23 protein-coding genes and 1 pseudogene are annotated in these 21,421 nt (G+C 70.0%); 13 read left to right on the top strand and 11 right to left on the bottom strand.

Features of this window, described 5'->3' with window-relative positions:
• The first annotated feature begins 5 nt into the window (after positions 1 to 5).
• From CHR28_RS01190 to CHR28_RS01180, 3 genes are all read left to right on the top strand, one after another.
• Positions 6 to 638, top strand: a complete 633-nt coding sequence (locus CHR28_RS01190) for a DUF6368 family protein (RefSeq protein ID WP_094051493.1) — start codon at positions 6 to 8, stop codon at positions 636 to 638.
• Between the two features lie 51 nt (positions 639 to 689).
• Positions 690 to 1,076 carry an NUDIX domain-containing protein gene (locus CHR28_RS37090; protein ID WP_256984055.1) on the top strand — a complete coding sequence of 129 codons (387 nt, stop codon included), beginning with the start codon at positions 690 to 692 and terminating at the stop codon, positions 1,074 to 1,076.
• 145 nt (positions 1,077 to 1,221) lie between these two features.
• Positions 1,222 to 1,689 carry a hypothetical protein gene (locus CHR28_RS01180; protein ID WP_094051492.1) on the top strand — a complete coding sequence of 156 codons (468 nt, stop codon included), beginning with the start codon at positions 1,222 to 1,224 and terminating at the stop codon, positions 1,687 to 1,689.
• Between the two features lie 52 nt (positions 1,690 to 1,741).
• Here the strand turns inward: CHR28_RS01180 and CHR28_RS37420 are convergent, their stop codons facing one another.
• The gene (locus CHR28_RS37420) at positions 1,742 to 3,106 is read right to left on the bottom strand and encodes a NucA/NucB deoxyribonuclease domain-containing protein (protein WP_143655759.1); all 1,365 of its coding nucleotides are present in this window, start codon (positions 3,104 to 3,106) and stop codon (positions 1,742 to 1,744) included.
• 948 nt (positions 3,107 to 4,054) lie between these two features.
• Here CHR28_RS37420 and CHR28_RS01170 point away from each other — a divergent pair.
• The 3 genes and pseudogenes from CHR28_RS01170 to CHR28_RS01160 all read left to right on the top strand — a co-directional run bounded on the left by CHR28_RS01170 (position 4,055) and on the right by CHR28_RS01160 (position 5,742).
• On the top strand, positions 4,055 to 4,429 hold the full coding sequence (locus CHR28_RS01170) for a helix-turn-helix domain-containing protein (RefSeq protein WP_094051491.1): 375 nt from the start codon (positions 4,055 to 4,057) through the stop codon (positions 4,427 to 4,429).
• 48 nt (positions 4,430 to 4,477) lie between these two features.
• Positions 4,478 to 4,887: pseudogene (locus CHR28_RS01165) on the top strand (VOC family protein).
• Positions 4,888 to 5,316: 429 nt separating this feature from the next.
• Entirely contained in the window at positions 5,317 to 5,742 is a 426-nt protein-coding gene (locus tag CHR28_RS01160) for a peptidase inhibitor family I36 protein (protein WP_094051490.1), read from the top strand.
• Between the two features lie 203 nt (positions 5,743 to 5,945).
• Here the strand turns inward: CHR28_RS01160 and CHR28_RS01155 are convergent, their stop codons facing one another.
• The 3 genes from CHR28_RS01155 to CHR28_RS01145 are packed head-to-tail and all read right to left on the bottom strand — an operon-like array spanning position 5,946 to position 7,344.
• On the bottom strand, positions 5,946 to 6,479 hold the full coding sequence (locus CHR28_RS01155; protein WP_094051489.1) for a GNAT family N-acetyltransferase: 534 nt from the start codon (positions 6,477 to 6,479) through the stop codon (positions 5,946 to 5,948).
• A 48-nt stretch (positions 6,480 to 6,527) separates the two neighbouring features.
• The gene (locus tag CHR28_RS01150; RefSeq protein ID WP_256984054.1) at positions 6,528 to 7,085 is read right to left on the bottom strand and encodes an NUDIX domain-containing protein; all 558 of its coding nucleotides are present in this window, start codon (positions 7,083 to 7,085) and stop codon (positions 6,528 to 6,530) included.
• Between the two features lie 46 nt (positions 7,086 to 7,131).
• Positions 7,132 to 7,344 carry a hypothetical protein gene (locus CHR28_RS01145; RefSeq protein ID WP_256984053.1) on the bottom strand — a complete coding sequence of 71 codons (213 nt, stop codon included), beginning with the start codon at positions 7,342 to 7,344 and terminating at the stop codon, positions 7,132 to 7,134.
• A 274-nt stretch (positions 7,345 to 7,618) separates the two neighbouring features.
• Between CHR28_RS01145 and CHR28_RS01140 the strand changes: the two genes are divergently transcribed.
• The 3 genes from CHR28_RS01140 to CHR28_RS01130 all read left to right on the top strand — a co-directional run bounded on the left by CHR28_RS01140 (position 7,619) and on the right by CHR28_RS01130 (position 12,131).
• Entirely contained in the window at positions 7,619 to 10,663 is a 3,045-nt protein-coding gene (locus CHR28_RS01140) for a family 16 glycoside hydrolase (protein WP_094051487.1), read from the top strand.
• Between the two features lie 108 nt (positions 10,664 to 10,771).
• On the top strand, positions 10,772 to 11,239 hold the full coding sequence (locus CHR28_RS01135) for a thiol-disulfide oxidoreductase DCC family protein (RefSeq protein ID WP_094051486.1): 468 nt from the start codon (positions 10,772 to 10,774) through the stop codon (positions 11,237 to 11,239).
• A gap of 16 nt (positions 11,240 to 11,255) precedes the next feature.
• Entirely contained in the window at positions 11,256 to 12,131 is an 876-nt protein-coding gene (locus CHR28_RS01130; protein ID WP_094051485.1) for an alpha/beta fold hydrolase, read from the top strand.
• Between the two features lie 32 nt (positions 12,132 to 12,163).
• On the opposite strand, the gene CHR28_RS01125 is transcribed toward CHR28_RS01130, so the two are convergent.
• Both CHR28_RS01125 and CHR28_RS01120 read right to left on the bottom strand, forming a co-directional pair.
• Positions 12,164 to 12,616 (bottom strand): ATP-binding protein, encoded by a 453-nt coding sequence (locus CHR28_RS01125; protein WP_094051484.1) that lies wholly within the window; start codon positions 12,614 to 12,616, stop codon positions 12,164 to 12,166.
• 194 nt (positions 12,617 to 12,810) lie between these two features.
• Entirely contained in the window at positions 12,811 to 13,155 is a 345-nt protein-coding gene (locus CHR28_RS01120) for an ANTAR domain-containing protein (protein ID WP_094051483.1), read from the bottom strand.
• Between the two features lie 232 nt (positions 13,156 to 13,387).
• Here CHR28_RS01120 and CHR28_RS01115 point away from each other — a divergent pair, with 232 nt between their 5' ends.
• From CHR28_RS01115 to gap, 3 genes are all read left to right on the top strand, one after another.
• A complete protein-coding gene (locus CHR28_RS01115; RefSeq protein WP_094051482.1) occupies positions 13,388 to 13,996 on the top strand; it encodes a TetR/AcrR family transcriptional regulator in 609 nt (202 codons plus the stop codon).
• 9 nt (positions 13,997 to 14,005) lie between these two features.
• Complete coding sequence (locus CHR28_RS01110; RefSeq protein ID WP_094051481.1) at positions 14,006 to 14,962, top strand: GlxA family transcriptional regulator; 957 nt, start codon at positions 14,006 to 14,008, stop codon at positions 14,960 to 14,962.
• Positions 14,963 to 15,070: 108 nt separating this feature from the next.
• Complete coding sequence (gene gap, locus CHR28_RS01105; RefSeq protein ID WP_094051480.1) at positions 15,071 to 16,069, top strand: type I glyceraldehyde-3-phosphate dehydrogenase; 999 nt, start codon at positions 15,071 to 15,073, stop codon at positions 16,067 to 16,069.
• A gap of 107 nt (positions 16,070 to 16,176) precedes the next feature.
• Here the strand turns inward: gap and CHR28_RS01100 are convergent, their stop codons facing one another.
• The 3 genes from CHR28_RS01100 to CHR28_RS01090 all read right to left on the bottom strand — a co-directional run bounded on the left by CHR28_RS01100 (position 16,177) and on the right by CHR28_RS01090 (position 19,732).
• Positions 16,177 to 16,965 carry a sulfite exporter TauE/SafE family protein gene (locus CHR28_RS01100; RefSeq protein ID WP_094051479.1) on the bottom strand — a complete coding sequence of 263 codons (789 nt, stop codon included), beginning with the start codon at positions 16,963 to 16,965 and terminating at the stop codon, positions 16,177 to 16,179.
• A gap of 110 nt (positions 16,966 to 17,075) precedes the next feature.
• Positions 17,076 to 18,338, bottom strand: coding sequence for an FAD-dependent monooxygenase (locus CHR28_RS01095; protein ID WP_094051478.1), 1,263 nt, complete (start codon positions 18,336 to 18,338; stop codon positions 17,076 to 17,078).
• Positions 18,335 to 19,732 carry an MFS transporter gene (locus CHR28_RS01090; protein ID WP_094051477.1) on the bottom strand — a complete coding sequence of 466 codons (1,398 nt, stop codon included), beginning with the start codon at positions 19,730 to 19,732 and terminating at the stop codon, positions 18,335 to 18,337. Before CHR28_RS01090 ends, CHR28_RS01095 begins: the two co-directional genes overlap by 4 nt.
• Positions 19,733 to 19,825: 93 nt before the next feature.
• Between CHR28_RS01090 and CHR28_RS01085 the strand changes: the two genes are divergently transcribed.
• Positions 19,826 to 20,458, top strand: a complete 633-nt coding sequence (locus CHR28_RS01085) for a TetR/AcrR family transcriptional regulator (protein ID WP_094051751.1) — start codon at positions 19,826 to 19,828, stop codon at positions 20,456 to 20,458.
• A 54-nt stretch (positions 20,459 to 20,512) separates the two neighbouring features.
• Here CHR28_RS01085 and CHR28_RS01080 read toward each other — a convergent pair whose 3' ends face one another.
• Both CHR28_RS01080 and CHR28_RS01075 read right to left on the bottom strand, forming a co-directional pair.
• The gene (locus tag CHR28_RS01080) at positions 20,513 to 20,866 is read right to left on the bottom strand and encodes a hypothetical protein (RefSeq protein WP_094051476.1); all 354 of its coding nucleotides are present in this window, start codon (positions 20,864 to 20,866) and stop codon (positions 20,513 to 20,515) included.
• A 119-nt stretch (positions 20,867 to 20,985) separates the two neighbouring features.
• Positions 20,986 to 21,405 carry an Hsp20/alpha crystallin family protein gene (locus CHR28_RS01075; protein WP_094051475.1) on the bottom strand — a complete coding sequence of 140 codons (420 nt, stop codon included), beginning with the start codon at positions 21,403 to 21,405 and terminating at the stop codon, positions 20,986 to 20,988.
• Positions 21,406 to 21,421 lie beyond the last annotated feature (16 nt).

The following is a 21,421-nucleotide window of genomic DNA, read 5'->3' as shown; positions in this document are numbered from 1 at the left end:
CCAGCATGTCTGGTCCGACGTTGGTGATCGAGTTGGCGGAGCCGCTCTCCCCGGCTGCGCTGCGGGAGTTCCGCGCGTTGATGGTGGGGCTCTCCTCTCACTTCGACGAGAAGCGGCCCGGTTTCTTCGACGTCAACGTGCCCGCAGAGCGACTGGGCGTCGAGGACAGGCGAGAGAAGGACTGGCGAAAGCCGTTCCCGCTGCCACTCGTCGGCAACACCTCCGCGGACGAGGAGCTCACAGCCCTGGTGGGATTCAATCCGCAGCGCGAGGACTGGCATCGGCCCTTCCTGGTCCACTTGATGGGGCCGGGCGTCGGCGACGAGAGCACCTTCGAGGCTGAGCACGCGGACGAGCCCGTGGTGGAGGCCATCCTCGGCTTCAGACCGACCCATGCCGTCAATGTCAGCGCCGGCTGCAATCGCGAGATCGACCACGTGACCACGGCCCTGCTGACCGCCGCTGTCATGGACGTCATCGGGGGCGTGGCCAATGTCGAGCCGCTGGATGGACAGGCGTCGGTCGTCGCCGGCCTTCCGGGGGTGTCGGGGATCGCGGGCGACGACTGGATGGCGCTGGGATCGGCGGAGTTCCTGCGGGCCTGGGTTGGGCACCCGGCCTTCCGGCTGGTCAAGTAGCCAGCCGTTCACCCGCTGGTCGCTGCGCAAGCTGGCGCCTGCCTGCGCAAAGTGAGCCTCGCGGCCGCGGCGCGAGAACTCGCTGAGGAGACCGACGTCCACGTCACCACCGACAGCCTGCGCCCCATCGGCGCCTGGGACGCCCCCGACCGCGACCCGCGCGGCCGGTACATCACCGTCGCGTACATGGTCGTAGTCCCCGTCGGCACCGCGATCGTCGTCGGGGATGATGCCCGCAGGGGCCGCTGGTGGCCCCTGGACCGCCTCCCCGAACGACTCGCGTTCGATCACGCCGCCATCCTCAACGGGGGGGGTGGCATCAATGCCCTGAGCACAGCTCGCACCCACGACAGCGCCGCGCTCGCTCTCTCCGGGCAGGGCCTGGCGCCTGAGTTCGCGCGCATTGCCTACCAGAGAGCACGGGAGAGCCGTCCGTGACGACCACTGCACAACCCTCAACTCACCCTCCGTGGCGGTCAGAACGGTTGCCCACCGGCCTGGAAGGTGATGCCAGTGCGCTCTGGAAGGGGCCGCCCTAGGATCACGGTTGATGACCAGTCGTTCTTCACGCAAAGGGGCTGTTATGGCCAAGATTGTCCGGCGGCGACACCTTGATGCTGACGTGGAGTACCACGGCTTCGGATTTCAAGAGTCCGATGACGGTGATCTGCCCGTGCCGTTTCCCGACGACTTCGCGCAAGGCGTGTTCCTGAACGCCTTCCCGGGGCGTCTCGACATCTACAGTGGCGGCCACACGCATACCGCTGCGGTCAGCGTGGAGGTGTGGGACGGCGAGCCGCCTGCGCAGGATGCTTCGCTGTGGGATGAGCAGGCTGAGGCCGACTTCGAGTCGGCCAGTGGCGAAGTGGCCTTGTGGTCCATGGGTTCGGGGCGTGCCGATGACGTGATCACGCTCGCCGATTCGGGGGGCTCGTGGCGGGTGCGGGTTAGCTGCGCTGGGCGCAGGGAGGCTGCGGCACTGTCGGAACAGGAAGGTACGGGCGAAGGCGTGGAGAAGTACCTCGTGCAGTTCTGGCCCGCAAAGACCTGAACGCGGACCGTGGGCGGGAGCGCCAACGGGGTGGCGCTCCCGCCCTCAGTACTCAGGAGACGATCTTCACGATGAAGCCGTCTTCCATTCCGTCGATGATCCGGTTCTTGGCGTAGAAACTCAGCAGCAGGCTGCCGCCCGCACCGTTGTCTTCCTTCGCGATCGGCTTCACGGAGAAGTTGAACTTCTTCGCGTCCGGGTCGTGGTCGTGCTCCGCTGCGCCCTCATAGGTGGTGGCGAAGGGGTACTCGTCGCACTCGCGCGTGCCGCCGTGCGTGTAGTTGGCGCCCCAGTACCGCTTGCACTGCTTCACCGCTGCCTTGCGGTTGTCTTCCTTGCGTGCCTTGTTGACTGTTCGATGCAGCGGCTGGTCGGGCGTCTGACCTGGCACCTTTTTCGCCGACATGTACGGCTTGGTGTCCTGTGGCTTCGTGAACGCCGTCTTGATGTGCTGTGCCGCAGCTCGCTCCTCGGCGCCGTCCTTCGTGCTGTAGTTCAGCATCCCGATGTAGGCGAAGGAGGCTGCGCCTCTCTTGTCGGGGTTGCCGCCGCCGGTGGAGTTCGCCAGGTACTTGGCGGCGTCCCAGCGCGGAGGCAGGAAGAACAGGTCACCCTTGAGGTCGCCGGTGATCTGGGCGTTGGGTGGCGGTGTGATGGTGATGGACGGCTGGTAGACGGCTGCGATCAGATCCGTTGTGCCTTGACTGCCCTGTCCGGGCTTGGCGTTGACGGTTTCATTGAAGGAGCGCAGCACCTTGAGTTCGGCGAAGGTCTTCGTTCCGGGCATGTTGCCGCCCCGGGTGTAGCGGACCGTGGACGGCCAGCTGTTGGGGATCTTCCCCTTGGTGCCGATCTTCATCGCAGGCGCCTCAGTGGTGCCCTGCGACTCCATCTCGGTGAAGTAGTACTTGAAGCCGATCGTGCGACTGTTCTTGGCGATCGTCCCTACGACCCGGACGTTGAACATGCTCACGCCGGAGGGCCTGCCGTTGACGAGCCAGGTCTGCACGAACGAAGCGCCCGAGCAGGCCGCGAACCGGGACGTGAAGTAGAACTTGTTGGTGGTGCCGAGGCCCTTCTTGCACTCGTCGAGCGACATGGTGCGGGCCGGTTCCGGAGCCGCGATCATGGGCGTCGGCGAGGCGGTCGATGCGACAGGCGTGGTGCGAGAGGGCTGAGTCGCCAGCCGTGCGTACGACGCCGCAGGACCAACCGTCTCGTGCGGCAGCTGCGCCATCGGCTCCGCCTTACGGGCAACGTCTCGCAGACGTTCCATACCGTCGCCGCTCTGCAACTCTTGTAGAGATGGCGTCGCTGCGCCAATCGGTAGAACGTAAGACTCGACCTCGAGATCAGCCGACGCGTCTGCCTGTGCCATAGATGGCACGGCCGACAGCAGGGCGATCGCGGTCCCCATGGTGAGTGCCTGTCTGCCGGCGCGCCTGAACCACGGTATGTGCATTGGAAACCCCCGAGCTTCTGCGGATCGAGTCAGCGATCCGAACATATGGTCGAGAGGAGGTCTATCGGTCCGGTGATCAGACGCGTCGGCGACACGCCACAGATGACGCGATCGCGCCCGCCGTTGGCCGAGATTGACATGCACACCAGCCTGGGTAGCGGCCTCTTCGGTGTCGTTCTCGCCGTACAACGACACCGACGTCGAGCGATCTGACATCCCTCCCCACTGCCGGAGCGCGGCGCAGGGACGCTGCCCTGCCAGGGCACCAGTGAGGCGACCCCCTCGGCTACCACCGAGCGGCCTCGCATTGTTTTGGAAGCAGCCACACCCGAGTCGACTCGTGCAGACGGCCACGAAGAGCCTTAGACGCACCCGAAGCGACCTGGTTATCGCAGGTGTCACCCGAACCCACCAGACCGGCGTCGGCACAACGCAACGAGTCAGGTAGGGGCGCGCCGCGCACAGCGGGCCGGCGTCGGCCCGAATGGCGATGCCGGCCAGGGAGACGGGGCCAACGCCCGGCTTGCGTAAGCGGGGGCCAGCGATCGGGAGATCGCCGTCCTTGCGCATCTCCGTCATCAGAAGGCCGACCTAGTTCCGGTGGCGCCGTCGCGCATCGAGGTGAAGACGGCACCTACGTCCTGGCCATCACCAGGAGCGGACGTCACTCAACATGGGCCGCGATCGGACCGCTCGGCGGCAAACGCGGCCTCCTGATCTCACTGCCCTGCCGGCGCCACTCCCCGACAGGCCGTCTCCGCTGCCCGCCATACCGCCCCCGCTGAACCGGTCCCAAGCAACAGCCACGCCCTGTGCATCTGTCCGGCCGACATCTCGCCGGCCCGCCAGACCCCGTGCTGTCATGACACGGTGCAACATGCCGCCCTGGACACCAATCGCCGAATGCTCCGCGCCCGGGACCTGATGGACCGCTGCTACGCACAACCACTCGACGTGCCTGCGCTGGCCCGGATCGCCCACGTGTCACCGGCCCACTTCGCACGTACCTTCCGCGCCACCTTCGGCGAGACGCCGCACCGCTACCTGCAGCGCCGTCGTGTCGAACGGGCGATGTTCCTGCTGCGCGAGAGCGACCACAGCGTCACAGAAATCTGCTTCGAGGTCGGCTTCAGCAGCACCGGCACCTTCAGCCGCACATTCCGCGGCATAGTGGGCCAATGCCCAAGGGACTACCGCAAGCATGCGGTCGCTGCCGACGTGCCCACATGCTTCACCATGGCCTGGATGCGGCCAGCGATCCGACCGACGGCCGGCTGAGCAGTTCTGGATAAGTATTGCCAGGCAGCTGCCCGTAGCGTGATGGACATGTTCACGGCCATCACGCACTCGCAGATCTACGTCCTCGACCAGGACGAGGCACTCGACTTCTACGTCGGCAAGCTCGGGCTGGAGGTCGCCGCTGACGCCGATCTGGGCTTCATGCGCTGGCTTACCGTCAGCATCCCGCACCAGCCCGAGCGTCAGATCCTCCTCGAGCGGCCGGGCCCGCCGCGCCTGTCCACGGAAACCGCGCAGCAGGTCCGCGACCTGCTGACGAAGGGAGCCATGGGTGGCCACCTGATCTTCAGTACTGATGATTGCCGCAAGACGTATGAGGCGCTGCGCGGCAAGGGCGTCGAGTTCACCGAGGAGCCGACCGAGCGTCCCTATGCATCGACTGCGGACTCAGGGACCCTTTCGGCAACAGCATCCGCTTCACCCAGCCGAAGGCATGAGCTCGCCCCTGTCCCCCTAGGTGCGAATGCGCATGACAAACAGCGGCCTGGGGGAGAGGGGTTGAGGTCTGTCAGGTCGGCCCCCTTGTGAGCGAGCGCCTTGACCTGCGTGCTTTGGCCCGCACAGATGCAGTGAGTGCACTGCGGCGGGATGGACTGTGGCCCTCGAGACACTGCTATCTGGATGACCCCTGTTTGCACGGCCCCGATCTGCCTGCCTCCTTCAGTGTCAGAACCGGGACCATCGTGCCGCCGCAGTGTGCGTACAGAGAAGAGCTTCAAGCCCGCAGCCCTGGTGGGCACGGGCTTCCCGAGATCGAGATGGGGCCGTGAGCGGCAATGGCCGACCCACAGACGCTTCTGGTCCTGCGCACCCCGACCTTCACCATGTTCGACCAAAGGCTCACTACGCCGCGGCAAAGGAGAAGCATGACCACATCCGGGATCAGCCTTGGCCTCACGACACTCGGCATCACCGCCCTGGTGCTGACGGCCTTACCCTCCACCGCACTGGCATCCCACGCCGACCGAGCGCCGAGGGTCGTCGCAGCAGACGGCAACCTCCACGTGTGGGAGCACGAGAAGAAGGGGGGCCGGCACTGCGCGTGGCCCGGTGACATTCCCAACTGGGACATCTGCGGCATGCGCAACCGGGGCAGTTCCCTCCACAACAACGGCAGGACCCATGATGTCTGGCTCTACTACGGACCGGACCACACCGGCGCACGCTACTGCCTCAACCGGGGCGTGTATCTCGAGAACATCGTCCATCACTACTTCCCGAACAACGGCACGGGAGGCGGCACGTCACTGAACGACAACATCGCTTCCCACAAGTGGGTCGCGGACTGCTGAGACATCCCGATCAGGGGAGTGCCAGGCGGTATGTGGCACAAGAACTGTCGACCGGGTCCTGCCCCTCACATGAGGGGCAGGACCCGTGGCGTAGGTGCTTCGCTTTCTGCGACCGCCAGCTGTCATGCAGATCGCGCCCCAAGGTGCGACGGTGGAAGTGCCGCCATCCGCTCCGCGCGCCACGCTCATCAAAGCGACACGTCCTAGTCCTGGTACTGCGTCAGGTCGATGCCGTACAGCCGCAAGACGTGGCCGTCGAGCGGGTCCTGTGCGGTGCCTTCCGCCTGCAGGCCGAGTTTGCCGAGTACGTTGATCGACGCCCTGTCCTCCGCGCGGCACACCGCCACCACCCGGTCGAGCCCCCGGTCCTGCACCGCGAACTCCAGGGTGGCATGGGCTGCTTCGGAGGCGTAGCCCTGTCCCCAGAACACCCGTCCCAGACGCCATCCGATCGCCACCTGGCCCGCGATCTCGTCCGGTGCGCCGGCCACGGTCAGGCCGACGGCACCCGCCAGCTCACCGGAGCCCAGGAGTTCGACCGCGAACGTCCCGAACCCTTCCTCGTCCCACTCCTCCTCCCACGCCTCGATGTCCAGGGCGGTCTGCTCCAGGCAGCGCGGCCTTCCGTCGCCGACGTTCCGCATCACCGCCGGGTCGGCGTGGATCTCGGACAGTGCGACGAGGTCGTCGTCGGACCATCGGCGCAGGAGGAGGCGGGGCGTGCGGATCTCGGTCATGGCCCCATCCTGCCGACACGCGGTCCCCGGCGCGAACCGGGGCGCCGCTCACCCGGATGGTCGCCCGGGCCGGCGGGGCGGACCGGACGCCGGGCCCGGCGTGTCGTGGCGGGTGCTCGGCGGTGTGGCGCGGCCGAGCTCCGCGAGGTGAGCGTCCAGTGGCTGGAGCCGTCCCGGCAGGGGCTCCCGCAGGTCCCACCACCGGACGGCCTCGATCTCGTCGTTGGGGCGGAACGACCGTGAGACGTCGGCACCCCGGCCGGTGAACAGGGCGCCGTACTCGCGACGCCCGTCGGGTGCCAGGGTGAAGTACGCGAACCCGGCGAAGTGGAGCCGCCCTTCGGGTACGTGGCCGGTCTCCTCCAGCAACTCGCGCTCGGCGGCCTGGCGCGGGGTCTCCCCGGGGTCGATCAGCCCGCCGGGCAGTTCCCATGCCTGCCGTAAGCGGTTGAACGCCATCAGGACGCGATCGCCGTGCCACAGGGCCACCAGCGCGAGGGGCAGCGGCGCGTCGTCGGGCGGCGTGTCCTCGGCTCCCGGGGCGAAGGAGATCAGGGCGTTGCCGTCGTCGTCGCGGACCGGCAGCGGAGAGTGGGAAGCAGCCACCCTGACAGGGTGCCCGCTCTGCCCGGTCCCTGGCGATGCGGTGGCTTCAGAACAGGCGTTCCTGGCGTGCCCGTTGGAGGGTGCGTGCGGTGGTGCGGCCTGTTCTGGCCGGAGGCGGTTCGTCGCCGAAGAGCGGGGCGGTACCGCACTCGTCCAGTTCGGCCGGGATCCGTCCGTCCACCTCCGGACGCGGCGGCGCCTCACGGTCGAAGTCGTCCGGCGTCATCCGCACCCAGTCGCGGCCACCCTGCTCACTCACCCGTCGTCACCGCCTCTCCCCCGGGCGCACTCCCGGAAGCTTCCCCGTGGTTGAGATGCTGCCCACTCATGATCAGTTCCACCATCGGGCGGTGACGAACCCACGGAGGCATCCGGAGGTCCGGCAGGGCGCGCGAACCGACTTTGAACACAGTGATGACAAAGTATGGACATGACAAGCGAAAGTCTCTTACCTTTGCGGCGCAACCCGCGCTCCACCCCCGTGAACGACCGGAACGATCCGGCACGGTCCGGTCCCCAGCACAGGAGGACCAATGCGCCAACACCCCTTCCCACGAGCCCGAAGACACCTCCTCGCGGTGCTCGCCTCCACCGTCCTGGCCGGCGGTGTCCTGGCCGCCCCGGCGGTGGCGGCCGACCCCGCTCCGACGCCCGCGACCCCTTCCCCGTCGGCTGCCGCCGACATCCCGCCCCAGGAGCCCGGCGTCACGCTGCGCGTCTACGACGTCCAGACTCCGCTCAGCAAGCTGTGCACCCTCAAGCCGGGGCAGACCCCCAACCACGACAAGCTCATGCCCACCGTCGACTGGTCCACGGCCGCCGACTTCGGCGGGTTCGAGGACCGCTTCGTCTCCGAGGCGACGGGCTATCTGATCGCTCCGCGCGACGGCTCGTACGTGTTCCGGCTCACCAGCGACGACGGCTCCCGGCTGTCACTGGACGGCTCCACGGTGATCGACCACGACGGTCTGCACGGCGCCGAGCCCAAGGACGGCACCGTCCATCTCACCGCCGGTTCCCACCCGTTGCGCGTCGACCACTTCGAACGCGACGGCGGGCAGCAGGTGCAGTTGTCCTGGAAGCCGCCGGGTGAGAGCGAGTTCACCGTCGTGCCCCGCGAGGCGCTGAGCACCGACGCCGACGTGGTCCGGGTGACGGCGCCGGGCCGCAAGGAGTGCGAGGCGAGCGGGGACTCCCCCGGCGACGGCCTGCCCCTCACATCCGTACGCCCCGACCTCGACCTCACGGACCTGCGCCCCGACGGGTTCGAGCCGCAGGTCACCGGCATGGACTGGCTGCCCGACGGACGACTGGCCATCAGCACCTGGGGCGGCACTGACAACGTTGCCGGTGAGGTGTATCTGCTCGACAACGTCACCGGCCGGACCAGCCGCGACAAGGTGACGGTCGAGAAGGTCGCCGAAGGGCTGCGCGAGCCCATGGGGATCAAGTACGTCGACGGTTCCCTGTACGTCTCGCAGAAGCACGAGCTGACCCGGCTGGTCGACGAAGACGGCGACGACGTGACCGACACGTACCGTACGGTCGCGACCTGGCCCTACGGGGGCAACTTCCACGAGTTCGCGTTCGGTCTGCTCTACCGCGACGGGTACTTCTACGTGAATCTCTCCGTCGCGATCGACTACGGCGGCGCGACCACCACCCCGCAGCCCGCTCCCGGCCGCGGCACCACCTACAAGATCAGCAAGAAGACCGGCAGGATCAGCCCGGTCGCCGGCGGCCTGCGCACGCCCAACGGCATCGGGTGGGGCCCGGACGGCGGCCTGTTCACCACCGACAACCAGGGCGGCTGGCTGCCCTCGTCGAAGCTCGTCCAGATCAGACAGGACCGCTTCTTCAACCACTACACCGAGCCGGCCGGCCCCTTCGAGTCCTCCCCCGTCACGGCGCCGGTGCTCTGGCTGCCGCAGAACGAGATCGCCAACTCGCCCTCGACACCGCTGTACTTGAAGAAGGGGCAGTTCGCGGGCCAGATGCTGATCGGTGACGTCACGTACGGCGGACTCCAGCGCGCCTATCTGGAGAAGGTGAAGGGCCAGTACCAGGGCGCGGTCTTCCGCTACACCCAGGGTCTGGAGGCCGGGGTCAACCGTCTCACCCTCGGCCCCGACGGCGCGATCTACGCCGGTGGGCTGGGCGCCGACGGCAACTGGGGCCAGGAGGGCAAACTCCGCTTCGGCCTCCAGAAGTTGACGCCCAACGGCGGCAACGCCTTCGACATCAAGACGATGCGTGCCGTGCCCGGCGGCTTCGACCTGACGTACACCCAGCCGGTGTCCGAGGAGACCGCGGCGCAGCTCGCCGCGCGCTACCGGGTCGAGCAGTGGCGCTACACCCCGACCGCCGACTACGGCGGCCCGAAGATCGCCGAGGAGCGGCTCGCCGTGCGTTCGGCCACGCTCTCCGACGACGGCCGCACCGTCCGGCTGCGCACGGACGGACTCAAGCCCGGCCACGTGGTGCACGTGCGCTCCCCGCGCCCCTTCACCTCGGCTTCCGGTGCGTCGCTGTGGAGCACCGAGGCCTGGTACACGCTCAACGCGCTGCCCGGAAAGCAGCCGCCCGCCGCCACGCTGTACGAGGCGGAGGAAGCGCGGCTGACCGGCAAGGCCGGGATCAACACCGACCACTCCGGTTACTCCGGCAGCGGTTTCGTCGACCGGTACGCCACCGAGGGCAAGGTCGCCACGACGTTCGACGTGACCGTCCCGAAGAGCGGCACGTACGACGTGAACCTGCGCTACTCCAACGGCCCGAACCCGTTCGCCGGCACCAAGTCCCTCTCCCTGTACGCCAATGGGACGAAGGTCCGGCAGACCCTGCTGCCCTCCACCGGGGACTGGGACTCCTGGTCCACCCGGACCGAACAACTGACTCTGCGCGCCGGCCACAACGCGATCTCCTACCGGTTCGACGCCGGCGACACCGGCCACGTCAATCTCGACCTCATCACCGTGCGTCCGCGCGGCAGCGAGGTGACGCTCTTCGACGGCACCGCCGGGTCGCAGTCCCAGTGGCAGCACACGGACGGACGGAAGGTGGCGTGGCCGCTGACCGAGGAGAAGTCGATGGAGGTGTGCTGCGGCGACATCCGCACCAAGTACGCCTACCAGGACTTCGCCCTGCACGTCGAGTTCCGCGTCCCCCAGCTGCCACCGGACGTCACCGGCCAGGACCGCGGGAACAGCGGCATCTTCCTCCAGGACCGCTACGAGCTGCAGATCCTCGACTCCTACGGTGACACCTCCCTGGACACCAACGAGGCCGGGGCGATCTACCTCAAGAAGGCACCCGACGCCAACATGGCGACCAGGCCGGAGACCTGGCAGACCTACGACATCGTCTTCCGCGCGGCCCGGTTCGACGACGACGGCGACAAGACCGCCGACGCCCGGGTGACGGTCGTGTGGAACGGCCGCACGGTCCACGACGACGTCGCCCTCGACGGTCCCACCGCCTCGGGCCGGTCCGAGACACCGGCGGCCGGAGCGATCCGGCTGCAGGACCACGGCAACAAGGTCCGCTTCCGCAACATCCAGGTGCGGCCACTGCACTGAGCCGCTGCCGCAGCGGGGCTGGTGGCTGCGGCCGCCGGCCCCCCTGCGCGTGCGCCCGTACGCCCGTACGTCGGAACAGTCCGGCCCAGGGTGCGGCACGATGGAGAGGTGCGTACGCGACCAGTGCTGATCTTCGACGGGGACTGCGGCTTCTGCACCATGTCGGTGGGTGTCGTCCAACGCCTGGTGCGGCCCCGGTGCGAGGTCGTGGCATGGCAGCAGGCAGATCTCACGTCACTCGGCGTCACCGAGGAGCGGGCCCGATACGAGGCCCTGTGGGTGACCCCCATCGGGCGGGTGTACGGCGGCGCCCAGGCCGTGGCGAAGATCCTGCTGAGCGGGGGTGGCGTGTGGGCCGTCGCCGGAGCGCTCCTCACCCTGCCGCCCGTGCGCTGGGCCGCCCACGGCGTCTACCGTCTCGTGGCCGACAATCGCGCGCGGCTGCCGGGAGGGGCGGGGGCGTGTGCGGGTACCGGGGCGAAGGGGGGCGGGTGGGGATCGGGGACATGGTTGCCGTCGGCCGGGGCACCGGGTAGGTCGGCGCCGCGCGACGGGACGACGTGGTACGCCGGTTGAGCCCCGAGGAGGCCCGGTGTTCGAGGGATTCGAGACGGCGCAGATCGATGTCGGTCCGGCTTCCGTCTTCGTCCGCTTCGGTGGGGAGGGCCCGCCGGTGGTGCTGCTGCACGGTCATCCCCGGACCTCGGCGACGTGGCACCGGGTCGCCCCGCTGCTCGTGGCGGCCGGGCACACGGTGGTGTGCCCGGACCTGAGGGGCTACGGACGTTCGAAGGGACCGCACTTCACCGCGGACCACGAGGGCTACGCCAAGCGCGCCGTCGCCGGGGACGTGGTGGCCGTGATGCGCCGGCTGGGCCATCGCCGCTTCGCCCTCCTCGGGCACGACCGCGGAGGCTATGTGGCGCTGCGTCTCGTTCTCGACCATCCCGAGTGCGTCTCCCGGGTGGCGTTCGCGGACTGTGTGCCGCTCACGGAGCACCTGTCGCGGATCAGCGTCGACTTCGCCACCCAGTGGTGGCACTGGTTCTTCTTCGCGCAGCCGGACATCCCCGAGCGTGTCATCACCGCCGATCCGGACAGCTGGTACCGCGGCGACCCCGAGACGATGGGACGGGAGAATTACGAGGAGTGGCGGCAGGCCACGCGCGATCCCGACGTCGTACGGGCGATGCTCGAGGACTACCGCGCCGGTCTCACTGTCGACCGCCGCCACGAGGAGGCCGACCGCGCCGTCGGTCGGCGCATCACCTGCCCGGCGCTCGTCCTCTGGTCGCTGCGGGACGACTTGGAGGATCTGTACGGGGACCCCCGGGACATCTGGCACCTGTGGGCCGACGACGTCCGCGGCCTCGGCATCGACTCCGGCCACCATGTCGCCGAGGAGGCGCCCGAGGCACTGGCCTCGGCCCTGACGGACTTCCTCCGGCCGGGTCCGGGCCACGTGTGACGTGAGGCGAGCGCGAGCGGCTCCGGCGTGCGCTACACCGGGTTGCGGCCGGCGATGTCGCCGCCGGGATCGTCCAGCAGGGCGATGCGGACGGTGATGCGCTTGCCGACCGGTTCCCGCTGCACCTCGAAGCCCTGCGCGACCGCCATGACGATCTCCAGACCGTGCTGCCCCACCCTGCCCGCGTCCGCCGCCCGCGCCACCGGCATGACCGGATCGCTGTCCCACACGATGACGAGCACCGCGTCACCGGCCACACGCAGCTCCATCAGCACAGGCCCGGGAGCGTACTTGCGCGCATTGGTGACCAGCTCGCTCACCACCAGCTGCGTCAGATCCATCGCGCGAGCGGACACCGGAATGCCGTGCTCGGCCTGGACCCGCGCGAGGAAACCGGCCGCCCGATGACGTGCCACGGCGATGACGTGTCCGTCGCCGTCGAGGGCGACCGTCTCCTGGATCGCGGGGCCGGCTTCCGGCACCACGTGGCCCTCACCCTCGGGGACTGCTTCAGCCGGCTCCACCCTTGTACCCCCGTTCACACGCCTGCGCGTACCCCGCACTATGCCTCACATGTTCCGCGGGGTCTCCACGATGGGACGAACATCCGTTCGCCGAGGTGCCCTGGGGGGCCACGCCGCCCTGCCGGTCGGCCGGCCGGGTCCTGCGCGCCGGTGCCCTACCCGGGCCGATCCGGGTCGTTCTCCGCGCGCAGGCGCCGCTGCACGGCCGCGTCCAGCTGCCGGCCCACCGGCGGTGGCAGGGAAGTGCCCAGCGCCCAGTCGATGACCGTCTCCGCCACCGCGTGGAGCTTGATGTTGGCGTGCTGGGACACCTCACGGAGCACGTCGAAACCGGCGGTCGGGGTCAGCCGGTGGACCGCGACGAGGACGCCGATGGCCTGATCGACCGTCGCATGGGAATCCACCGCCTGCCGCAACTGCGCGTTCTCCCGCTCCAGTCGGGTCGGCACGGCATCCTCCCTGACCTCGTGCAGGGACCGCTGCCCACGGGAAGTCGTCATCACCGGCTCTCCATCGTGAGGTTACGTCGGGTCCCCATACGCCTGCCCCCAACGCGAGCCGCACAACACGCCCCGGACCGGCCCCCGGACGGAACGGGAAAGGATGCCGGACTCCTCTGCGCGCCGCGTTCACGCCTCCCTTGAACTGCTCGCCCGCCGACCCGGTCACCCCCGGTCAGGAGTACTCTGATCGAAGTGGCATGCGCGTAGTACTACAGGTGGAGTGGCATTCATGGTGAGACGGAACGATCAGCGGCGTGCGGCTCTCGTCGACGCGGCGATCGAGGTGCTGGCCCGGGAGGGCGCGCGCGGGCTGACCTTCCGGGCCGTCGACGCCGAGGCCGCCGTCCCCGTCGGCACGGCGTCCAACTACTTCGCCAACCGGGACGACCTCCTCACCCAGGCCGGCGCCCGGGTGTACGAGCGGCTGCAGCCCGACGCGGCGACCCTCGCCCGGCACGAGACGGCCGACCGCAGCCGGGACACCTACACCGAGCTGATGCGCGAACTCGTCGGCCGTGTCGCCTCCTTCCGCACCGGCTACCTCGCCCTGCTGGAGCTCCGCCTGGAGGCCACCCGCCGCCCCGAACTGCGCAAGGTCCTCACCGCGCGCGTCCGGGCCGACGTCGACGCCAACGTCGCCTTTCACGAGGCTTCCGGCCTCCTCGGCGACGCCACGGCCGTCAAGCTGCTCATCCTGGCCCTGAACTGGCTGATCGTCGAGCAGCTCACCCTGCCGGACGTCTTCACCGAGGCGGAGCGCGACCAGCTCGTGGCGGCCGCGGTGGAGCGCATCGTGGCGGCGGACCAGGTCACGCCCGAGCCCGGCCGCCCTGACTAGTCTCTTCCCGTGTCATCCTCCCGCCTCCACCGCGTCGCCGTCCTCGTCCTGGAGGGTGCGAAGCCGCTCGACGTCGGGATTCCCGCGCAGGTCTTCACCACCCGCGCGAGCATGCCGTACGAGGTGCGGGTGTGCGGGGCGACTCCCGGTCTGGTGACCGGCGGTGACGGGCTCGCCTACCACGTCGCCCACGGCCTGGACGCGCTCGCGTGGGCCGACCTCGTCTTCGTCCCCGGCTACCGGTTCCCGGACCGGGACGATCCGCCGCGTGCCGTGGTCGACGCGCTGATCGCCGCGCACGAGCGGGGCGCGCGGCTGGCCGCCATCTCGACGGGTGCCTTCGCGCTCGCCGCCACCGGCCTGCTCGACGGCCGGCGTGCCACGACCCACTGGCACTACACACGGGCCCTCGCGGCCCGGCATCCGCTCGTACGGGTCGACGAGAACGTGCTCTTCGTCGACGAGGGCAGCGTGCTCACCTCGGCCGGCGCCGCCTCCGGCATCGACCTGTGCCTGCACATCCTGCGCGGCGACCTCGGAGTGGCCGCCTCCAACCACGCGGCCCGGCGGCTGGTCGCGGCCCCCTACCGCAGTGGTGGCCAGGCCCAGTACGTGCCGCGCAGCGTTCCCGAGCCGCTCGGCGAGCGGTTCGCCGCCACCCGTGAGTGGGCGCTGCACCGGCTCGGTGAGCCGCTCACCCTCGACGTGCTGGCGCAGCAGGCGGGAGTGTCGGCGCGTACGTTCTCCCGGCGCTTCGTCGAGGAGACCGGCTACACGCCCATGCAGTGGGTGATGCGGGCCCGCATCGACCTCGCGCGGGAGCTGCTGGAGCGCTCGGAGCGCAGCGTCGAGCAGATCGCCGACGACGTCGGGCTCGGCACCGGCGCGAATCTGCGCCTGCACTTCCAGCGCATCCTCGGCACCACACCGAGCGAGTACCGGCGCACCTTCACCCGGGGCGAGTGAGACGCCACCGCGGGGTGGCGGGATCCTTTTGAACCATGGCGATACCGCCACTGTCAGGAGTGTCGGCCGCGGACGAGCATGGTGGCGCGAAGGGAAGGGACCTCATTCATGACTCGCATCGCCATCAACGGATTCGGCCGCATCGGGCGCAACGTGCTGCGCGCACTGCTGGAGCGCGACAGCGCCCTGGAGATCGTCGCCGTCAACGACCTGACGGAGCCCGCCACGCTCGCCCGGCTGCTCGCCTACGACAGCACCGCCGGCCGGCTGGGGCGTCCGGTGAGCGTCGACGGGGACACCCTCGTCGTCGACGGGCGCCGCATCAAGGTGCTGGCCGAGCGCGAGCCGGCGCAGCTGCCGTGGGCCGAACTCGGCGTCGACATCGTCCTGGAGGCCACCGGCCGCTTCACCTCGGCGAAGGCCGCAGGCGCCCACCTCGACGCGGGTGCGAAGAAGGTGCTCGTCAGCGCGCCGTCGGACGGCGCCGACGTCACGCTCGCGTTCGGGGTCAACACCGACGCCTACGACCCGGCCGTGCACACGATCGTCTCCAACGCCTCCTGCACCACCAACGCGCTCGCGCCGCTGGCCAAGGTCCTCGACGAACTCGCCGGCATCGAGCACGGGTTCATGACGACGGTGCACGCCTACACGCAGGAGCAGAACCTCCAGGACGGTCCGCACCGCGACGCCCGTCGTGCCCGGGCCGCCGGCGTCAACATCGTGCCGACCACGACCGGCGCCGCCAAGGCGATCGGCCTGGTGCTGCCGGACCTGGACGGCAAGCTGTCGGGCGACTCGATCCGCGTACCGGTGCCGGTGGGCTCGATCGTCGAACTCAACACGACGGTCGCACGCGAGGTGACGCGCGAGGACGTGCTGGCGGCGTACCGCGCTGCGGCGGAGGGGCCGCTCGCCGGCGTCCTCGAATACTCGGAGGACCCGCTGGTGTCGTCCGACATCGTGGGCAACCCCGCCTCGTCGATCTTCGACTCGGCGCTCACCCGCGTCGACGGCCGCCACGTCAAGGTGGTCGCGTGGTACGACAACGAGTGGGGCTTCTCGAACCGCGTGATCGACACGCTGGAGTTCCTCGCCACCGCCTGATCCCGCGCCGGGGCGGCGCCCTGCCCCGGCCCGCACGTCCCTGGAGCGCCCCGGCCGGCCGTTCGGTCCGGCCGGGGCGCTCGGTCGTGCTGTTCCCCGGCCGGCTCCTAGGCGAGGGCCTGGGCCGCGTAGAGGGCGCCGATCGCGGCGGCGAGGGAGCCCAGCAGGAGACGCAGTGCGCCCTCGGGCAGCCGGGGCTGCAGGCGGGCTCCCAGGTAGCCGCCGGTCAGGCCGCCCAGTCCGCAGGCCAGTCCGAGGAACCAGTCGGGGGCGATGTCCTCGCCGCCGGTGAGGGCGAGCAGTCCGTAGGTTCCCGCACCGACCAGTGAGGTCAGGAACGTGGAGGCGAGGGCCGCGGGGGCGACCTGCGCGACGGGCATGCCGCGGCCCACCAGGACGGGGCCGAGCAGGGAGCCGCCGCCGATGCCGTAGACCCCGCCGATCGTGCCGACGGCCAGCGCCAGCAGGGTGAGGGTGCGCGGTGCGGGCTCGTGCGGTGTGGGGGTGGCCGGTGCGCGGAGCGTGCGGGCGATCAGCCAGAGTCCCAGCGGCAGCAGCAGGACGGCGACCAGGAGCCGGAAGACGGCGGGTCCGGGGAGGGCGAACACGCGGATGAGGGCGCCGAGCACGACGCCGGGCAGCGTGCCCGCGATCAGTCTGCGGGTCAACGGGCCGTAGAGGCTGCCGTCGTGGCGGTAGCGCAGCAGTGCGCCGGGGCCGGCGACCACGTTGTAGAGCAGGTTGGTGGGGGTGACGGCGGGGCTGGGGACACCGAGGACGCTGAGCTGCACCGGCAGCAGGAACACGGCGCCGGAGACACCCACCGGTGCGGTGACCAGCGCGATGAGGACACCGGCGGTGAAGGCGAGCAGGGGCGCTGATCCGTCCGGCTCCATCCTCGTTCCCCGCCCGTCCCGTGTCCGCCGAGTGTCCATACCGCTGTCGGTGCCCTGGAACAGTAGCGCTCCGGGATCATCGCACCGCCGTCACCACCCGGGGCGCGGGCTCACCTCCCGGGCGCGAAGGCGGGCAGGGTGAGCGCCGTATGGGCCGGTCGTTCCGGCGCGGCGGGCAGGGTGGTGAGCTGCCGCAGCATGGCGTTGCGCTGCTCCAGGGCCCGTGCGGTGGTCGGGAAGAGCGTGGCCTCGCCCGCACCGGCCTGGTCCTGGTTCACGGTGACGAACTCCCGGGTGTCGCGTTCGTAGGCGGCGAAGCCCGTGGCGTGGTCGCGGCCGGCGAGGGAGGCGGCGAGCATGTACGCGCCGACGAGGGCGAGGCTGGTGCCCTGGCCGGTGAGGAACGAGGGCGCGTAGGCGGCGTCGCCCAGCAACGCGACCCTGCCGCTGGACCAGCGGGGCATCCGGATCTGGCCGACCGCGTCGAAGTACAGGTCGTCCGCGTCGCAAAGGGCGGTGAGCATGCCCGGGACCTGCCAGCCCGCGTCGGCGAAGACCTTGTCGATGAGGTCCCGCTGGGCCTGCGGGTTCCTGAACGCGTCGAAGGGTGGTTCCGGGTGGGCGAAGTTCAGGAAGGCGTGCACCTCGTCGGCGTCCCCGACGGCGTAGAGGGCGGCGGCTCTGCCCGGGCTGTTCCACATCACCGTCTCGTGGGAGAGACCGAGGGTGTTGCGCATGGTGAAAACGGCGAAGCAGTAGCCGAGGTGACGGTGGAACCGCTCCTCCGGGCCGAACACGAGCTCGCGTGTCCGCGAGTGCACCCCGTCCGCACCGAACACCATGTCGAAGGTGCGCGTGCTGCCACCGCTGAAGGTGACGTCGACCGCGTGGCCGGACGCGTCGAGGGTGTGGATGGAGTCGTCGAACAGGAACTCCACGTCGTCACGGACCGCCGCGTGGAGGGCGGCGACCAGATCCCCGCGCCGCACCTCCAGGTCCCGGCCCGCGGTACCGCCGGTGACGGTGTGCGGGCTGACCGAGACGACCTCTCCCCCGTCCTCGTCGAGGAAGGTGAGCCGGCGCAGGTCGACGTGCGCGTCCCGGAGTTCCGGCAGGACTCCCATCCGCCGGACGACCTCCAGCGCGGGGCCGCGCACGTCGACGGGGTAGCCGCCGTCACGCGGTGAACTCGCCTTCTCGACGACCGTGACCGCGTACCCGTGGCGGTGGAGCCAGTACGCGAGGGCGGGCCCCGCGATGCTGGCCCCGGAGATCAGGACCCTGCGCCCCGGCCTGCCGCGGACGGGCCCGGGCGGATCGGGAACGGGCTTCGGCGGATCGGCGACGGGCCTCGGCGGATCGGTGCGGGTCATTCCTCGACTCCTTTGCTCATGGTGCGGCTGACCAGCAGGGACAGTGCCGTGACGGCGCCTGCTATGACGAAGCCGGTGACGAAGGCCGATTCGGCCGGGACGTCCGATCCGGCGGGGGTCCCGGCGGTCAGGAGCGCACCCCCGAGCTGCGCGCCCACGGCGTAGCCGACCACGCGCGTGACCAGGACCAGGCTGGTGGCGATGCCGGTGTCGCCCTGGTCGACGGAGGCGGCGGTGCCGGTCACCAGCGCCGTCACGCACAGGCCGCTCGCGAGCGAGATCATCACCTTGCCGATGACGAGGTGCCAGATCTCCGTGTGCACGGCGGCCAGGGCCACCAGGGCGACCGCCATGAGGACGATCCCGGCGGTCACCACGGCGCGCGAGCCGAGACGCCGGGCCCCGATCCCGCTGACCGGCCCGGCCAGCGCGGCGGCGACAGCGCCGGGCAGCAGAAAGAGGCCGATCTCGGTGGCGCCGGCCCCGAAGCCGTAGGCGTCGGCGGGCACCGCGAACAGCTGCGGGACGAGATAGACGGCGAGCGAGGTGCCGACGCACGTCACGAACGTCAGCACGCACGCCTTCCACATCGCGGGCCGCGCCAGCATGCGCAGATCGACCATCGGTGAGGCCGCACGGCGTTCGACGGCTGCCCACGCGGTCACGAAGCCGGCCAAGGCGAGGAGGAGGGCGCCGAGCACGAGGGGCTGGGCGGCGATGTCGGGTGCCAGGGCCAGCACGAGCATGAGCGTCACGAGCGTCCCGCTCAGCAGAAGCAGGCCGGGCCAGTCGATCCCGGTGCCGTCCGGCCGGCCCGGCGGATCCTGCGGGAACAGCCTGTTCACCAGCAGGGTGCCGCCGATGACCGCGATCGTGGGAAGGGCGAACATCCAGTGCCGGGACAGCCCTTCCGCGACGGGCCCGGCCGCCAGCGTTCCCGCCATCCCGCCCGCGACGAACAACCCGCTGACGACCCCGATGGCCACCTTGGACTCGCCGGCGGGGAGGAGTTTGCGCACCAGGATGAACGACAGGGGCAGGGCGCCCACCATGGCCCCTTGGAGCACCTGGCCGAGCAGCAACACCGGCAGGTTCGGCGCCAGGGAGGACACCAGACCACCGGCCGAGACCACCGCCATCAGCCGGATCAGGACGCGTTTTCCACCGTGGCGGTCGCCCAGTTTGCCCGCGATCGGTGTGACGAGCGCGCCGGTGATGAGCAGCACGATGCTGAGCAGCGCTCCTTCGGCCGGGCTCATGCCCAGTTCGCGTTGGAGGAGCGGGAGGGTCGGCGTCACCACCGATTCCAGGGCGCCGGTGGCGACCGCCAGCGCGCCGAGGGCGGCGACGGCGGCTTTGCCGATGCGTAAGGGGGGAGCCAGAGTTGCGGTCATGGACGTCCTTCCGAGACGGCCGAGCAGGGTGAGGTGCGACCGGTTCGGAAACTACACTACACCGTGCAGTGTAGAACGGTTAGGATGGTGTTCATGCCGACCACGAAGACCCTGCGCGAGGGCTCCGCGCGGAAGCGGGCCGCCATCCTCCAGGCGGCCCGGGAACTGTTCCTCGCCGACGGTTTCGACCGGTCCAGCGTCGACGCGATCGCCGCCCGGGCCGAGGTGTCCAAGCGGACGGTCTACGACTACTTCGGGGACAAGCAGACGCTGCTGCAGGCCGTCGTCGACGCCATCGGCCAGTCGATGATCACGACCATCCGGCAGACCCTGGACGACACCCTCAGCAAGCTCACCGACGCCGGCGAACTCGAGGACGCGCTGGTCGAGTTCTCGATGCGCATCGCCACCGACATGCTCGGCTCGGCGGAGTACGCCACGCTGCAACGCCTCGTGCGGACGGAGTCGGGGCATCTGCCGCACCGCGGCTACAACTCCATGGCCGACACGCCCGACGAGGCCGTCGCCGAGCGCTTCGCCGCGTTCGCCGACGCGGGGCTGCTCGACGTGCCCGACGCCCGGCTCGCGGCCGACCAGTTCATCGCGCTGACCTTCGGCGTCGCGCTGGACCGGCTCGGATCGGCGAACGCCGCGGAGGACCCCCGCGTCCGGCCGCTCGTCGTGGAAGGGGTCCGGACGTTCCTGCGGGCCTACCGCATCAGGTAGGCCCGCGGGCGGCGCTTCCCGGTCCCGGGGCGGGGACCGGAGACCGGCGGCGGCTCAGTGGAACTCGTGGATCAGCTCGATCCTGCCGACGATGTGGGCGTTGAACTCGTCGAGTTCCTCGGCGGGCACCCACAGTTCGAGAATGGTCCGTCCGCCCGCCTGCTGTACGGGATACCTGCGCAGGAAGGCGGACTCGACCTCGAAGCGGGTGACGTAGCCGGCACCGTCGTGCTTGACGTTCCAGTCGCGCGCGATCCTGACGGCGTAGTCCTCGTTGAGGACCGGGTAGAAGATCGGCTGCTCGGGGAGACGGGGCGGCCAGGCACGCCAGTCCGACTCCCGCACCAACTCCAGCTCCTTGGGCCCGGTCGGGCGCCACAAGGTCGTCGTCGCTCGCTGGTCGGTCACGGGAATCGCTCCTGGTCGGGCCACCGCCGGGTGCGGGCGGCCGGGAGTCCGACGCTATCGGCTGTCACGGGTCGACGGCGACCGCTTAACAGCACGGACAGGGAACCACCAAGCGTCGCTCAGGCGGTGACCTGCTTGGGTTCGCCACCCGTGATGGCGATCTTGCGGGGCTTGGCGTGCGCGGCCAGCGGGATGCGCAAGGTGAGCACGCCGTTGTCGTAGACCGCCTGGGCAGCGTCGGCGTCGAGGGCGTCGGACAGGGTGAGACGGCGGCTGAACCGGCCGGTGGGACGCTCGGTGAGGACGGGCCTGGCTCCGGCCGGGACCGGGGACGGGCGCTCGGCGCTCAGCAGGAGGGTCCCCCGTTCCACGGTCACCTCGATGCTGGAGCGGTCCATGCCCGGCAGATCGAACTGGACGAAGAACGCCTCGTCGTCGCGCCAGACATCGGCCGGGATGACGGTGCCGGCCGTGGCGCTCCGTGCGAGCTCACGCGTGAGCCGGTCCAGGTCCCCCGGAGCGCCGGTACGCACAAGCATTCCCACTTCTCCCTTC

The organism is Streptomyces sp. XY006, from assembly GCF_002237655.1.
GTDB lineage: Bacteria > Actinomycetota > Actinomycetes > Streptomycetales > Streptomycetaceae > Streptomyces > Streptomyces levis.
This window is presented reverse-complemented; position numbering and strand designations above follow the sequence as displayed.

What these genes read in the sequence shown, in the direction of transcription:
- CHR28_RS01100 (WP_094051479.1), bottom strand. Translation starts at nt 16,965, where the DNA reads ATGGAGCCGGACGGATCAGCGCCCCTGCTCGCCTTCACCGCCGGTGTC.
- CHR28_RS01155 (WP_094051489.1), bottom strand. Translation starts at nt 6,479, where the DNA reads ATGACCGAGATCCGCACGCCCCGCCTCCTCCTGCGCCGATGGTCCGAC.
- CHR28_RS01075 (WP_094051475.1), bottom strand. Translation starts at nt 21,405, where the DNA reads ATGCTTGTGCGTACCGGCGCTCCGGGGGACCTGGACCGGCTCACGCGT.
- gap (WP_094051480.1), top strand. Translation starts at nt 15,071, where the DNA reads ATGACTCGCATCGCCATCAACGGATTCGGCCGCATCGGGCGCAACGTG.
- CHR28_RS01160 (WP_094051490.1), top strand. Translation starts at nt 5,317, where the DNA reads ATGACCACATCCGGGATCAGCCTTGGCCTCACGACACTCGGCATCACC.
- CHR28_RS01140 (WP_094051487.1), top strand. Translation starts at nt 7,619, where the DNA reads ATGCGCCAACACCCCTTCCCACGAGCCCGAAGACACCTCCTCGCGGTG.
- CHR28_RS01170 (WP_094051491.1), top strand. Translation starts at nt 4,055, where the DNA reads ATGCTCCGCGCCCGGGACCTGATGGACCGCTGCTACGCACAACCACTC.
- CHR28_RS01090 (WP_094051477.1), bottom strand. Translation starts at nt 19,732, where the DNA reads ATGACCGCAACTCTGGCTCCCCCCTTACGCATCGGCAAAGCCGCCGTC.
- CHR28_RS37420 (WP_143655759.1), bottom strand. Translation starts at nt 3,106, where the DNA reads ATGGGGACCGCGATCGCCCTGCTGTCGGCCGTGCCATCTATGGCACAG.
- CHR28_RS01115 (WP_094051482.1), top strand. Translation starts at nt 13,388, where the DNA reads ATGGTGAGACGGAACGATCAGCGGCGTGCGGCTCTCGTCGACGCGGCG.
- CHR28_RS01180 (WP_094051492.1), top strand. Translation starts at nt 1,222, where the DNA reads ATGGCCAAGATTGTCCGGCGGCGACACCTTGATGCTGACGTGGAGTAC.
- CHR28_RS01095 (WP_094051478.1), bottom strand. Translation starts at nt 18,338, where the DNA reads ATGACCCGCACCGATCCGCCGAGGCCCGTCGCCGATCCGCCGAAGCCC.
- CHR28_RS01120 (WP_094051483.1), bottom strand. Translation starts at nt 13,155, where the DNA reads ATGACGACTTCCCGTGGGCAGCGGTCCCTGCACGAGGTCAGGGAGGAT.
- CHR28_RS01085 (WP_094051751.1), top strand. Translation starts at nt 19,826, where the DNA reads ATGCCGACCACGAAGACCCTGCGCGAGGGCTCCGCGCGGAAGCGGGCC.
- CHR28_RS01190 (WP_094051493.1), top strand. Translation starts at nt 6, where the DNA reads ATGTCTGGTCCGACGTTGGTGATCGAGTTGGCGGAGCCGCTCTCCCCG.